Origin of the sequence: Vibrio sp. MMH1-50 (genome assembly GCF_022347645.1) — a bacterium.
Taxonomy (GTDB): Bacteria; Pseudomonadota; Gammaproteobacteria; order Enterobacterales; family Vibrionaceae; genus Vibrio; species Vibrio harveyi.
Window position 1 is genome coordinate 42,842 of record NZ_JAKRGG010000004.1, and the last position, 13,419, is coordinate 56,260.

The following is a 13,419-nucleotide window of genomic DNA, read 5'->3' on the forward strand; positions in this document are numbered from 1 at the left end:
ATTTACCCCACTGGAAAAAAGCCAAGATAACGTTTCACGAAGTAGAGTGCGGCTAAGTTTTGGATTGCTAAACCTATCGCCATTGCCCAAGCTGCGCCTAATACGCCGTAACATTGAGAGAGCGTGACCAGTAATGTAATGGAGATGACACCAGATACGATAGTGATGTATTTCATGGTCTTTTCATGTCCACTCATAAGCAATAAAAACCCAACTGAACCTGTTGCCACATTCACTAGTTGCCCTAGCGACAATGCAACGAGTAAGGGCGCAGCTGCAGTAAACTCTTTGCCAAACAGTTGCATAACAAATTCAGGAAAGGCGACGCACACAACCACGGGAATCATTGCTGCTCCAATATTTGCACGGCATGCCAAACGACTAAGACTTTGCAGTCGATCTAGTTTTCCTTCCTTATAGAGTGAAGCAAACATCGGAGCGACGACGAAGTTAATTGTGACTAACACAAAGCCAATGAGTAATGAGGTGCGTTGTGCTGCTGCGAGTAAGCCAAGATCGGAAGTTGCGAGAAAGAAACCCGCAATGACCAAGCTGCCCCACTGAACCAAATTGGAAAAGATGCTGCCAAACCAAACTTGTTTTGCTGAATAGGTTAGCTCGGTATTTTTCTCCGTTTTCCCATGACTATATTGATCAGACTTAAGCCATTTGATGCTCGATTGGAGAGCGACAGCCCCTGTTGCTATGACGAGTAAAATCATAAGGAGATCTGCATCAATTGAGTAAGCTCTCTGAGCCACTAATACCAGCGCAACCATAAAGAAGCTCACGCCGAGTTGTAACGCAAATAGCGAGGGGACAACTCGTCTAGAGGCTTGCAATACTCGGCTATTTGTCTGCCCAATAACGAGTAATGGGATCGACAACAAAGCAAGTGCCAGTGCAGCGTCGGAAACGCCAGTTGTGTTTACGTGTTTAGGGAAAAAGTTGAATGCCAAGTAGATAAAAGTACACGCTGCTACACTAAACAACAGACTTCGTGCTAGCGCGATACGGTAGTTGTTGCTCTGTTCCTCACTATTGTTATTCGAGAAACCAATAGCGTTGTACTTAACAAGCGAAACATCAAATCCTAACTGAGAAATAATGGCAGTGAAGTAAGCGAGATTAAACAAAAAGAAAAACTGCCCTGATGTCGATGCATCTGTGACTCGGGAAACGATGAGCGTTAAAAGAAACGCAAAACCAGCACTCAGAACACGGGTAACTGCGGTTTGAAAGCCGAGGGAAAACAGACTTTTTTCCTTGTTCTGAGTGGCTGCGCGCTTTTGTTGTAGTTGTTGAAGCATTTGATCCTCTAGCTGTAAATGCTGATTAGCGCGATTCGTTGTTTTTCTTCACTAAATGTTTCATTGAGCTCCTTTGAGTACTGATTGAAGTCAATATCGTGGTAGTGATTAATGCAATGGGTGATTTGTTTTGCCATCTCTTGTGGACCTTGTGCCAAGAAAGGGTAGTTAAGATCTTTGGTGGCACCGATAGAGCGAATGACCATAGGTAAATGCAGCTTCGCCGCTTCAAGAATGGTCAGCGGCATACCTTCCCAAGCTGCAGTATGTAAGTACAAATCCGAAGTTTTGAGTAGGCTAACGACTTCATCTCGTGGAATCATGCCCGTGACTTTAATACCTTGTGCACGTAACTGATCTTCAAGCTCTCTCTCGCCGCCACCAATCCAAGTGATATCAATATCATGTGCTAACTCAGCCTTTTTGATTTGACCGAGTGTATCAAGCAAGAACTGAGGATCTTTTTGTGGAGCGACTCGTCCTAGAATGACCAATTTCAGTTGAGTTTTGTTAGTATTTGGACTGCGCTCTTCGCTACCATAGGTTACGTAGTTATTGAGTAACTCAGCGCGCTTAGCGCCTATGCTGATGGCTAAATCGCATTCGCGTTGACTGCACCCAGCAACAACATCGATTTTTTTGAGCGCGATTTTTTCTAACGTCTTGTAAATCTGTTTGGCAAAATTGGAAATATCTTCACGTTCAAATGCATAACAGTGGGGCGTGTAGATAAGGCGAGCATGACCGAGCTTTAAGAATCGACCGAGGAAGCCCGCTTTACTTGAGTGTAAGTGAACAAAATCTGGCTTGATCTCCGCAATGAATGCGTTTGCGTCCTTCATGAATTGCAATAAGTTGCCCTCTACCCATTTTGTGTGGCTAAAGACATGGTTGCTTGATTCATTAGTCATATCATTTGAGCGAGCACGAGCAAGCAATGAATGTTCGAATGCTTCGCTACGCGAAGAGTGAACGTAGCTGTAGAGTGCTGTTTGAACCCCACCGCCAAAAGCTTCGGTTATGTGCAGTACTTTTTTCATTATGCTTTGGTCCCTGGAGTTTGCTTCCACTTGTTCTTAAATGCTTCACGATCTTGCTCTGAGTAAAGGTGACGATAAAGAGGAAGATCGTACATGTAGAAAAGCTTGGAGAAGTCGTAACGCTCTTTAAAGTACTGATGGATATTGGAATACCACTTGTTCTTTGCTTCGTTGCTGTTTTTAAGAATAAAATCATCAAGCTGAAGAAACTCACCGATCTCTTTATCAAGGGAGCTCAGCTGTTCGCATTTAATTAGAATGACACTCGCCTTTTCATTACTGAATGTATAAAAAGGTTGAGTGTTATCAATCTCTTGGCGAAGTACATCGATGTTGAAGTTACGTTTAAGCTCGTTATCGAACCAGTTAGCAAAATAATTAAGGTTAAGGTAGTTATCGAAGCAATGCTCTAAATGTTTGTAAGTCACATCCATATCGCGATGGATAGCGTCGTTTTTCTTGCCTTCGATGAATTGAATATGCAGGTCTTGGAAAAAGCGGGAGAAAACCGTTGCAATTGGGTCACGTACCAGAGTCACAATCTTGATGTTGTCGCGCTTTTGTAAGATGCGTTTTCTTTTGTTGAGAACAAGGCGATACATGGTGCGTTTTTTAAAGTCGAAGAATTTACTCACATCTTTTTTATTGTGGTACATCTGGAACTCTTCGTGATCATCAAACGTGTGGATGTGGTAGCTCGGAATTTTACGCTCACCCAAAGTATGCTCAATAGACGACGAACCGACTTTACCCATTTGGTAAACCAGCACGAAATTGTCTGCTTGAAGTTCTCGGTTTTTCTCAAATTGTCGAGAGATTGAATATTTCATTTATCCTATCCTTGATAGCTTTAAATTGTTTGCTCTTCGCCATTTCTATTTGTTGTTTGGTGGCGAAATCAGTTAATTGGGTTTTGAATCATGAGCAGGTTGAGAGTGGAACTCTGCCGAAACGGTTGTCTCTTGCTGGAGGTTATAATGCCTTGCTTTACTGATCATGACGGGTAGTAAAAGTATTAAAATGATGGTGGTATTCACGGCGACAAAAAACACCATGATTAGAGCGTAGATTGCGAGTAGGAAGCTCTTTCTATTCTCTTCCAATGAGTTGAAACAGCCCTTCATAAAGTGCACATAACCACCAAATAACAACAAAATGCCTAATAGCCCGTATTCGATAGAGGTATCTAGAACAAAGTTGTGGGTGTAAATCGCTAACTCATCGTAGTTAAAGTAGTTGATCATGTAGTGAGGTAACATCTTTGCTCCGACACCTAAAATTGGATATTGAAGCAAGATGTCTAACCCGTTTGCCAAGAGCAATTTACGGTGTAAATTGGATACCCAACGCGCTTCACTTTGGTTGGCAAATAGGATGTCTTCCTGAGTAATTTCGAGCTTGTCTGCAAGCTGGTCAAAACCCACGTAAAGCGTTGTTGATACGACGAAGAAGATGACTAAACTTACCCCAATCAGAACAGTCCAAGTGTAGGTCTCACTGATGGTTTGTCGTACTAATCGCTTGATCACCAGTTGATCCATAAAAACCAACAAGCAAAAACCGAGCAACGCTTTTCTCTCTTGAGAAAGAACCAGTAGTACGAATGCAAATAGCATTAATAGGGGAAAAGCGCGGATTTTGTCTCTGTAAAGGTAGAGTAGGGAGCAGAGAACACCGAAGGCGTACTTACTCACGCCCAATAGCTTGAATCCACTCTGATAGCCTTGTGAGAAGTGCCACAGCGCAACAAGAGAGCAAATTACCAGTAAGCTGTATGTAAAATAGACCATGATTCGCTCGTCGTTAAAGACACCGTAGGCGTAAAGTAAACACAGCAAACTTAATATGGCTACCCATTGAACTGTCTCCGTGACCAAAGGCATAAATGGGACACGATTAAGAAGTCCATTGACAAAAACATAGCTGGTAAACAGTAATAAGAAGCCCATTCGAGGATGTAGCAATGCATGGGTCTTACCTTCCAGTATGATAAGAGCGACTAAACCGATCGAGAGCAAGCTTGCAATATCGGAAGGCGCGAGTACGAGGCTACCTGCTCCCACTTTAAATGGTGCGAAAAAGAGGGAGAGCGTAATTGCTGCCAGTAATGAGATGCGACTACTTACTGGTGCAGAGTTGCTGGTAAAGTCCATAGTAACCGTCTCGGAATTTGTCGATGGTGTATAACTTGGCGCGATTAACTGAGTACTCGCTTGCTCTGTTGTACATTTCTTGGGTGGTGCAAAGTTGAGTTAATTTGTGGGCAAGTTGCTTTGAATCTCCCAGATCAAACAGGTATTCGCTGCTGCCCATGACTTCATCTAATCCAGGTACGTCAGAAGACAATACTGGCAAACCTGCTGCCATCGCCTCAACCGCAGCTAAACCGAAGCCTTCCACTTTAGAAGACTGGACGTATACGTCGATGTCGCTCAGGAATGACGGAATATCAGAGATGATGCCGTGAAAATGAACCCTTTCGGCAATATTGAGTTGATGACTAAGAGACTGTAGTTCGGTGCGTTTACTACCATCTCCCGCTAAGTGAAGCTCATAATTGGTCGGCATTAGGGCAGTCGCACGAATCAAGGTTTCATGGTCTTTATGCTCATGCAGTCTTCCGACCATACCGATATTAATAACTGGCTTTTGTAGCACTGAACTGGCGGACTTTGCGACCATTGGAAAACGTTCGAGATCAACGCCATTGTGTACAACACGATATTTGTGTTGGTAGTGAGGCATGAATTTCACGAGCTCTTCTTGCACTTTTTCACTGATGCTAACAGTAAGGTTATGACCTCTGTAAAGCAGGTGTTCCATGAATTTGAATAGGGGGTAGTCACGGCGGCGGTTATAAGAACAATGCTCGGTTTGAATTCGTTTTTTCCCCACAGCTAATAGCGCGAGATAGATGGAAGGATATAGGTGACCATGAACTAAATCAGGCCAACGCGACAGTGACCACTTTTCTTTTAGTGAAAGCGTTTTCCAGTTAAAACATTCGATGCCTTGAGCAGATAACAAGTCCAGATAGTCGTTGTCATCGCACAATACAAGAATCTTTATATCGTATTGAGGTGCGTGTTCCATCACAAGATCCACAAGGAATTTTTGCGCGCCCCCATTTTTGGATAAGTCATTGATGATATGAAGTATTTTTGTTTTCATAATTAGGCAGATAAGTAATCTTTTTTGAACTTTTCGATCTCAGATGCAGAAAAGAAATGCTTAGTGAATTTAGAAGTGAGCATTTCTTCAATGAGCGCTACTTTGGGATGAAAAGTACGTTTAAATTCAACAAGAAGAGGGGAGTACCACTTGTTATCGGCTTGGTTGTCATGCTGCACCTTTACTTCTTGTTGTAAAAAGGTGCTAATTGCTTTTTGTGACTGATCGAGTTTATCGACACGAACAACCATAAGAGAGAAGTTGTCCTTTTGGTAAACTTGATATCCAAGCTCATGATCAAAAGGGTGTGTAAACACGTCGATGCCAGTGAGTGGCTTGATTTCATTATCAAACCATTCCAATGGATATTGATGGTTTACATGCTCCTCAAAAGCTTCATGTAGCAATTGAGAACGTTCAGAGCGTACTGCACTGTCATCGTTTAAGTACTTTGCCGCCATCCAGAATGGTAGGGATTGGAAGAACATGGATATGTTTCGACCAATCGGCTCACGCACTAAAGAAATGATGCGGACTTGTTTCTTACGCTTGAGCATGCGACTCATGATCAAGCGCTTTAATAAGCGCTTGATGTAGTTAGTCGCAGGGTTATGCAGTTGTGCACGAACTGGAGATATCTGTTTTTCTGCATCGATAGACATCAGATCGTGTAGATGAATCGATTTTGGAATCGATTTCTCCAACGCGCTCGACCCCACTTTTCCCATTTGATAAATCAGTACCGGGCTGTCCTGCTCCTTTAACAGTTGGTACCACTGCATGCTAAGGCTAATAGGCGTACTGCTGGACATAATTCGCTTCTCCTTCCTTTGATTTTGCCTGAGTAATCAGAACGCCAAGCGAAGGAACTGAGTGTTGAATTTGTTTAGATAGCGCTGCGTTAACCAATGATGCCTTGGTCGATTCTGATCGGATTACCGTAATTAATCCGTTTGCTTTCTTACCTAGAATGAGTGCATCGCTCACTGATAGCAGTGGAGGCGTATCAATAATGATGCGGTCATATTTCCCCTTGAGGTATTCGATCAATTTGTCGAAACGATCGGATGCCAACAACTCTTGTGGGTTTGGTGGAATAATCCCTGCAGGCAATACATCTAGATTCGCCTCCTCGCTGCGAACAATACACTCACTTAGCGATGTATCCATCGTAAGGATATTGGTGAGTCCAGGGCTCGACTCCGAGATATTAAAACGTTTGGCGATCGATGGTCTGCGTAAGTCGCAATCCATGATCAAGACTTTCTCCATGGTGGAAAAAGACACTGCCATATTGATGCTCGTTGATGTTTTGCCTTCTTCTGGAATAGCTGAAGTGAAAGGGAGCACTCTCTGTTTCGAGTTTGTTAATCTGAGCAGGAGAGAGGTTCTGACCGAGCGGCAGGCTTCGCTGAACAGTTTCTCATCTTTGTCGAGATAAGCGGTATAGCTCACCCCACCTTTGCCTAGATTACGCTTTTTCACTCTTGGTATTGTGCCTAGGCAGGTGACCCCCAGCTTTTCTTGTACATCTGAGGAAGTACGAATCACTTCACGCAATGTTTCTAAAATGATGACAAGCGCACAGGCAATAGCAAAACCAAAGAAGGTTGCAATTAACACCAGCTTCATACGTTGTGGCGCAATCGGGAAAAGCGGAATGATTGCTGGATCAGTAAAACGCGCAGTGACGTTTTTGTAATCGCTAGTGGCGCTGGTCTCTTTCTCGCGGTTCAAAAACGCTTCATACAAATCTTTGTTCGATTCGACCTCTCGCTTCAGTTGCTCATACTTGGCTTTTTGGGAGCCTAACATTTGGAAATCTGACTTTTTGCTGTCTAATTCCGCGCGAAGCATATCTTCTTGCGCTTTCGCTGCGAGTAAGTCTTGTTGTTTGCTGAATGAGATTTCGCGAATCAGCTGTTGAGTTCGGGTGCGAATTGAATCTAGCTGAGCCCTAGCTTGAACCATACGGTCATGCTTTGGTCCATAGCGTTGAGAAAGCTCAGAGACATTTTTCTCAGCTTGAGCTTCAGAAAGTTTAAGATCGCGGATCTGCGCTTGGTTTGCAAATTCGTCGATAGACAGAAGGCTATCTAAGTCTTGTGAAGATTTACGCTTCAAAAGGTCGATCAGAGTCTGCGCTTCAATACGGTTATTAATCGCGGCATTTAACTTGCGGCTTAGCTCTTCGAGTTCACTGGCGTAGATATCATCAATACCATTGATATCAATAAGACCTTCTTGCAATAAGAAGTCTTGTAGCGCTTGCTCAGACGTTCTCAAGCGTTGTTCTAGCTTTTGTGAGTTATTGGTCAACCAAGTCGCTGCGTTTTGAGTAATTACTAACTTGGCTTCGAAGTTGGTATCGATGTATGCCTGACCGACGGCATTCGCAATCTTGGTAGCAAGCTCGGGATCAGTAGAGCGAAAGCGAATTTTCACTAGCTGAGTGTTACGTACAGGTTCGATCTCTAGCTTCTCTTTGAATGCTTGAAGAGCCTGGTAGTATGGTTTTGCATGCTGTTGAGTTTCTTCAGGATTTGGAGACACTCGTAACACATCTTGTACTAGTGGGATGGACTTAATCTCATCGATTTTCTGCTCAAATCTACTTGACCCTGTGAACTCAGGGTGCTGGGTTAAGTTAAGCTGAGTAATCACTTTGTCGGCAATGTGATTTGATTTAAGAATGGCGATTTGAGTTTGAAAGTACTCTTTTTTAGTGGTGTCCACGCCGTACACTTCTTCAATTGAGAGTGCACTTTTTTGCTCTTCTTGAATAAGAAGGGTAGCAGTGGCTTGGTATACCGACTTTTTCGAATAGATATACCAAGTGCAAGTGAGAGAAAAGATGATGGTAAACGCTAAAATGCTTAACCAATTCTTTTTAAGTGTTCGGTAGTGATGCCCAAAACGAATCAACTCGATGCGATTGGAAGAAGGATGAGTAGAATGAATTCCGTTCATTGAATTGCCTGTCATTAGAAGAAGCTCTGATCGATAAATACAATGTCGCCAGGCTCTACCGAGCGCTGCATGTTGACGCTTTCAACAGTTTTACCTGTTGCATGTTGGGTAAGGTTGATACTTTTTCTTGATGCTCGGTCGGTCAAACCACCGGCTAGAGCGATCGCTTTTTCTATGGTGAGCCCTGGTTGATATTCAAACCCACCTGGTTTTCTTACTTCACCGTTCACATAGAAAAGTCGAAAGCTGTTGATTGTGACCATGACTTTAGGGTTAATGAGGTAATCACCTTTTAGCCCGGTTTCTATTTCGTATTTCAGCTGTTTTGGTGTTTTGTTGATCGCCTTGATGCGTCCTAGGTATGGGTAATCGAAGTAGCCATCTGACGTAATTAGGATGTTTTTTATCGTCAGATCTTCTTCGCCATACACTTGTACAGAAATGGTATCGCCTGTATCGAGCAAATAATCTTGCTCACTGGTATTTGCCGAAACAAAGGCGCTAAATAGAACCAGCGTTAAGCCAAGCAGCGTTGTTAAAAGGTTCATTGATATTCCTTGTTATAAAGAGAATCGGGCACTGATAGACCAAACGTTTTGGTCAAAACTATAGCCCTGCAAGTTGGAGTTTTTATCTTGATAGCGCCAATCTGCCTTAAGTAGTACCCAGCGCTTAATTTGATAATCCACACCTGCGGACAAGGCGTAGCGATCCTCGTTACGTGTGACGCCGGTATAGTCATCTTGTTGATAGAGTGCTTCTAAACGTGTGGTTAAGTAGCTGTTCCAATCTTGCTTGAGCGCTAGCGTATAACGAGTTTGCAAGTTGTAATCGCCATCCTGATCTGGGCTAACCGCAGCTTGAGTCGTCTTTAAGGTCAGGAGCGTGTGTTCCTGTGGTTGCCATTCCAATCCGATATCCCAACTAAATCCCTCGAAGGTTTCTCTTTGATGACTATCGAAGTCCTTTATTTGGTAACCCAATCGCGCGATACCTTGTGTTTTCCCCGTGACTTCCCATTGAGCACCGGTGTAATAGAAGCCCGAGTGATTGTCTTTGGAAGGTACATTTGGATTATCTGTTTGATAATCTGTTAAGGTTTGTTTTGTTCCGATTAACCAATAAGTCCTGGGTGTGGCGCGCAAATAAAATTCGAGATGCGCGCTCGGCGCTCGAAAGTCGTTGTATTTGGTTTTAGAGTCAGGCTTTCCTGGCAGTCCATCACGGTAGTTCTGATAGGTTTTATCTTGGTAACCTATACCAAACTCAAACCGTCCTTTTGAACCGTCAGAGCCCAATATGTAATTGGATCTGAAAACATTGCGATGAAACTCCAACGGATCGGTAATTTTGTTTCCTTGCCCCTCAGTAAACTCTTCACCTTTTTCTTCATGCTGAGCGCGAAATTGGTAATCCAAGACCAAGCGGTTACGATGATTAAACTCAAAGAAGTTAGTGAATTGAATAAGATGATCATCGTAATCATTTTGTTCATCAGAGGAGAAGCCCGCGCTTAACTTATAAAGCAAGTCTGCACGGTATTGATTGCGTTCAATCTTTGTTAATAGGCTTGGCTCAACACCCCAAATATTTACTGATTCAACGTTTTCACCTTGGTCAGCTTTCGCAATGTTGTCATTGCCTTCATAAAACACGCCTACGGTAGGAATAAACTCAATGCCTGATTCGGTTCTGTAAGCCATCGGTTCTGCCATTGAAGCAGCAGAGCTTAGTGCTAGAACAACCCCCAAGTACGTCTTTTTTATCATGATCGACTTAGTACGCATTTGAACCTGTAAATCCTTTGAATATCGTCAGGAAGATGATTTTGATGTCCATCCAAACTGACCATTGGTGGATGTAATCCAAATCGAACTCGACACGCTTTTCCATTTTATCGAGTGTATCGGTCTCACCACGGTAGCCATTGATTTGTGCCCAGCCTGTGATGCCTGGTTTTACTTTGTGTCTTAGCATGTAACGGTCGACGATTTGGCGATATTCCTCATTGTGTGAAACCGCATGCGGACGCGGACCGACAATCGACATCGTGCCTTGCAGAACATTGATAAACTGGGGCAGTTCATCAAGAGAAGTGCGACGTAGGAACCCACCAAATGGTGTAATGCGAGGATCGTTTTTGGTGGCTTGTTTTACGTCGTTCCCTTGCTCCATCGTGGTCATTGAACGGAACTTCCAAACTTCAATTTTTCTGCCATCCAATCCGTAGCGGAATTGCTTAAAGATAACCGGACCTTTAGATGTAGCTTTAATGCCGATAGCAATTGCGAGTAGGATTGGTGAAATAAGAAGCAAGATAATGCTTGATAAAACAATATCTTCTAGACGTTTTACCCATGATGAAATACCAGCGAAAGGTGTATCGAAAACGCTGAGTGTTTGAACTTGACCTATTTGATCCCAACGAGAGTGCAGTAAGTTATAGGTAAAGAAATCAGGGATAAGGTAAGTGTTCGCCGTGGTGTCTGAAAACTGAGTCAGGAATGATGCAATACGCTCGTTAGCGTGCATTGGCATAGCGATATAAACGTAATCCACTTCACCGCGTTTAGCTCGTTCTAAGGCTAGACCAACATTGCCTTTTATTGGGTATTCGGATTCTGGCAATCGGTCTTTAGAGCGCTCATCGTAGAAACCATCAAATAAGACACCATGCTCTGTGTGGCTTTCTAGTTCATTTGCAAGTGTTAAACCGTGTGGCGTTTGACCAATAATGATTGCAGTTCTAGTGTTGTAGCCCATCTTTCTCATGTATGCCAAGACCGCACGAAACGCAACGCGCCAAGAAAGAAGTAGTACTGGTGTAATTAAGAACCAAGATGCAAGAATGTAGCGCTCGAACAAGACATGTACTTGAGAAAAGTACAGAACCATAAACAGGAAGGTGCAGGTCACTAACCATGAAATGCACAGGATAAATATTTGTTCTTTAAATGAACTGGTGCGCCAAGAACGATATAGCTTTCCGCTCTCAGCCATGATGAGGAAAGAAACGCTGCCTACGAAAGATAGGATAACGTAATCTTTGTAGAGTGACGTGTTGGCATCTTTGACAACCAAAAACAGCATAAACGAGACGATGACTACGAGATCAGAGATGCGGTATAAAAATGCGAATTCCATCTCATGAGAACGTATGAGTCCTTTGTGTTTCATAACCTAATTTCCCTTAAGACACGCTACCGCCATTGGGTGTCGTTTCCCAATATCCGTGTCGTTAACGCTTTTTAGTGATAAATAAAATGTGTTTGTTGGTGACCGCAGAAAACCGATCTATCAATCACCATAATTCGGAAATTAGTTTAAAAATTCGCTCTGTTTAGGTAAGTGGAAATAAGAATGAAATTTAGACCTTCGGCTAATATTGGCAGTTTAGGAAAAACTTAATACTTGTCTGAGTAGGGCGGGTAAAAGTACTAATCGTAAAGGATTGAAAAGAAACTAAGGTTTTAATTTGCTTATGGTCTATCGAATTAATTCTTAGGACGGAAAATTAATACGTTAGTTTCGGAAATAAAAAATCCCTCTCGAATGAGAGGGATTGGTAGCAAGCAAAGGTGAAAGAAGTTTTACTCGAAATCTACGCCGTTTTCTTTATGTAGTCGGCGGCATGCGCGACCATCGCTGTGGAATAGGTGACAACGATGTGCAGGGATACCGATTTCTAGTTTGTCACCAGACTCTACTGGTAGTGTATCTGGTTGACGGTAGATAACGTCTGCGTCCGCACCTTCTAGGTTTAGGTAAACTTGAGTCTCGTTACCTAGTTTCTCTACGATCATCACTTCACCGTGAATTGTCGCATCAGCGTCAACGGCTTGAACTAAGTGCTCTGGGCGAATACCTAGTGACATACGGTCACCGCGGTTCACCGTCGTACCATCTACTGGGATCCAGAATGATACACCGTTAGAAAGTTGTACTTTTACGCGCTCTGATTCGACTTCGTCAATGAAAACACTCATGAAGTTCATCTTTGGTGAACCAATGAAACCAGCAACAAAACGGTTTTGTGGGTAGTGGTAAAGCTCTAATGGCTTACCAACTTGTGATACATAACCACCATCAAGAACGACAATTTTGTCAGCCATTGTCATCGCTTCAACCTGATCGTGCGTAACGTAGATCATGGTACAACCAAGCTGGCGTTGTAGCTTCGTGATTTGCGCACGCATGTTTACGCGCAGTGCTGCGTCCAAGTTTGATAATGGTTCATCAAGAAGGAATACATCTGGTTGAGACACAAGCGTACGACCGATCGCAACACGTTGACGTTGACCACCAGAAAGTGCTTTTGGTTGACGCTCTAGCAGGTGACCCAACTGTAGAATTTCTGCTGCGTGTTCAACACGCTTATCGATTTCAGCTTTGTCAGCTTTTGCTAGTTTCAGACCAAATGACATGTTGTCATATAGGTTTAGGTGTGGGTAAAGAGCATAAGACTGGAACACCATACCAACACCACGTTTGGATGGTTCTACGTCATTCATGCGCTGGTCACCAATATACAAATCACCTGAAGTAATGTCTTCAAGACCGGCAATACAACGTAGCAGGGTAGATTTACCACAACCTGATGGACCTACGAAAACAACGAATTCACCTTCGTTGATCTCTAGATCTACGTTCTTAGAAATCAGTACGTCGCCATACGCTTTACAAACATTTTTTAACGTGACACTCGCCATGTAGCTCGTCCTCGATCAATTTTTATTATTCACCGCTCATCATTATATGAATTATCTAGCGAGCAGTAACAGTAGGAATCGGTAAGTTATTGGGATTGGTAAGAAAAACAGGGTAGCGCTCCAAATGTCCTGAACTGGAGCACTACCCATCATAGCCAAATACGAGTTTCTCTCCCCCACATTATTCGTGTTGTCTCCCCCGTGAAATAATTACCACAA

The 13,419-nt window shown here is 43.1% G+C and carries 11 protein-coding genes; all 11 read right to left on the bottom strand.

Going from position 1 to position 13,419, the window contains the following annotated elements; translation table 11 throughout:
- Window positions 1-2 precede the first annotated feature (2 nt).
- On the bottom strand, window positions 3-1,310 hold the full coding sequence (locus tag MHO32_RS04700; protein WP_239210748.1) for an oligosaccharide flippase family protein: 1,308 nt from the start codon (window positions 1,308-1,310) through the stop codon (window positions 3-5).
- 8 nt (window positions 1,311-1,318) lie between these two features.
- Window positions 1,319-2,350: a glycosyltransferase gene (locus tag MHO32_RS04705; RefSeq protein ID WP_009697149.1), complete on the bottom strand. Its 1,032-nt coding sequence runs from the start codon at window positions 2,348-2,350 to the stop codon at window positions 1,319-1,321.
- Entirely contained in the window at window positions 2,350-3,180 is an 831-nt protein-coding gene (locus MHO32_RS04710) for a putative capsular polysaccharide synthesis family protein (RefSeq protein ID WP_009697148.1), read from the bottom strand. Before MHO32_RS04710 ends, MHO32_RS04705 begins: the two co-directional genes overlap by 1 nt.
- Window positions 3,181-3,252: 72 nt before the next feature.
- Window positions 3,253-4,503 carry an O-antigen ligase family protein gene (locus tag MHO32_RS04715; RefSeq protein ID WP_045489950.1) on the bottom strand — a complete coding sequence of 417 codons (1,251 nt, stop codon included), beginning with the start codon at window positions 4,501-4,503 and terminating at the stop codon, window positions 3,253-3,255.
- Window positions 4,469-5,521: a glycosyltransferase gene (locus tag MHO32_RS04720; protein WP_239210750.1), complete on the bottom strand. Its 1,053-nt coding sequence runs from the start codon at window positions 5,519-5,521 to the stop codon at window positions 4,469-4,471. The genes MHO32_RS04715 and MHO32_RS04720 overlap by 35 nt, the downstream gene beginning before the upstream one ends.
- A gap of 2 nt (window positions 5,522-5,523) precedes the next feature.
- Window positions 5,524-6,333 (bottom strand): putative capsular polysaccharide synthesis family protein, encoded by an 810-nt coding sequence (locus MHO32_RS04725; RefSeq protein ID WP_017188677.1) that lies wholly within the window; start codon window positions 6,331-6,333, stop codon window positions 5,524-5,526.
- A complete protein-coding gene (locus tag MHO32_RS04730) occupies window positions 6,311-8,506 on the bottom strand; it encodes a GumC family protein (protein ID WP_239210753.1) in 2,196 nt (731 codons plus the stop codon). Before MHO32_RS04730 ends, MHO32_RS04725 begins: the two co-directional genes overlap by 23 nt.
- Window positions 8,506-9,039, bottom strand: a complete 534-nt coding sequence (locus MHO32_RS04735; RefSeq protein ID WP_005453398.1) for a polysaccharide biosynthesis/export family protein — start codon at window positions 9,037-9,039, stop codon at window positions 8,506-8,508. The genes MHO32_RS04730 and MHO32_RS04735 overlap by 1 nt, the downstream gene beginning before the upstream one ends.
- Before the next feature lie 12 nt (window positions 9,040-9,051).
- Entirely contained in the window at window positions 9,052-10,278 is a 1,227-nt protein-coding gene (locus tag MHO32_RS04740; RefSeq protein ID WP_061066257.1) for an outer membrane beta-barrel protein, read from the bottom strand.
- Complete coding sequence (locus MHO32_RS04745) at window positions 10,268-11,668, bottom strand: undecaprenyl-phosphate glucose phosphotransferase (RefSeq protein ID WP_005453401.1); 1,401 nt, start codon at window positions 11,666-11,668, stop codon at window positions 10,268-10,270. The genes MHO32_RS04740 and MHO32_RS04745 overlap by 11 nt, the downstream gene beginning before the upstream one ends.
- A 413-nt stretch (window positions 11,669-12,081) precedes the next feature.
- Window positions 12,082-13,200: a maltose/maltodextrin ABC transporter ATP-binding protein MalK gene (gene malK, locus MHO32_RS04750; RefSeq protein WP_005453403.1), complete on the bottom strand. Its 1,119-nt coding sequence runs from the start codon at window positions 13,198-13,200 to the stop codon at window positions 12,082-12,084.
- Window positions 13,201-13,419: the final 219 nt, after the last annotated feature.

Bases quoted from the DNA above. Each gene is read 5' to 3' on its own strand.
- MHO32_RS04715 (WP_045489950.1), bottom strand. From the start codon at position 4,503: ATGGACTTTACCAGCAACTCTGCACCAGTAAGTAGTCGCATCTCATTA.
- MHO32_RS04745 (WP_005453401.1), bottom strand. From the start codon at position 11,668: ATGAAACACAAAGGACTCATACGTTCTCATGAGATGGAATTCGCATTT.
- MHO32_RS04710 (WP_009697148.1), bottom strand. From the start codon at position 3,180: ATGAAATATTCAATCTCTCGACAATTTGAGAAAAACCGAGAACTTCAA.
- MHO32_RS04725 (WP_017188677.1), bottom strand. From the start codon at position 6,333: ATGTCCAGCAGTACGCCTATTAGCCTTAGCATGCAGTGGTACCAACTG.
- malK (WP_005453403.1), bottom strand. From the start codon at position 13,200: ATGGCGAGTGTCACGTTAAAAAATGTTTGTAAAGCGTATGGCGACGTA.
- MHO32_RS04740 (WP_061066257.1), bottom strand. From the start codon at position 10,278: ATGCGTACTAAGTCGATCATGATAAAAAAGACGTACTTGGGGGTTGTT.
- MHO32_RS04705 (WP_009697149.1), bottom strand. From the start codon at position 2,350: ATGAAAAAAGTACTGCACATAACCGAAGCTTTTGGCGGTGGGGTTCAA.
- MHO32_RS04730 (WP_239210753.1), bottom strand. From the start codon at position 8,506: ATGACAGGCAATTCAATGAACGGAATTCATTCTACTCATCCTTCTTCC.
- MHO32_RS04720 (WP_239210750.1), bottom strand. From the start codon at position 5,521: ATGAAAACAAAAATACTTCATATCATCAATGACTTATCCAAAAATGGG.
- MHO32_RS04735 (WP_005453398.1), bottom strand. From the start codon at position 9,039: ATGAACCTTTTAACAACGCTGCTTGGCTTAACGCTGGTTCTATTTAGC.
- MHO32_RS04700 (WP_239210748.1), bottom strand. From the start codon at position 1,310: ATGCTTCAACAACTACAACAAAAGCGCGCAGCCACTCAGAACAAGGAA.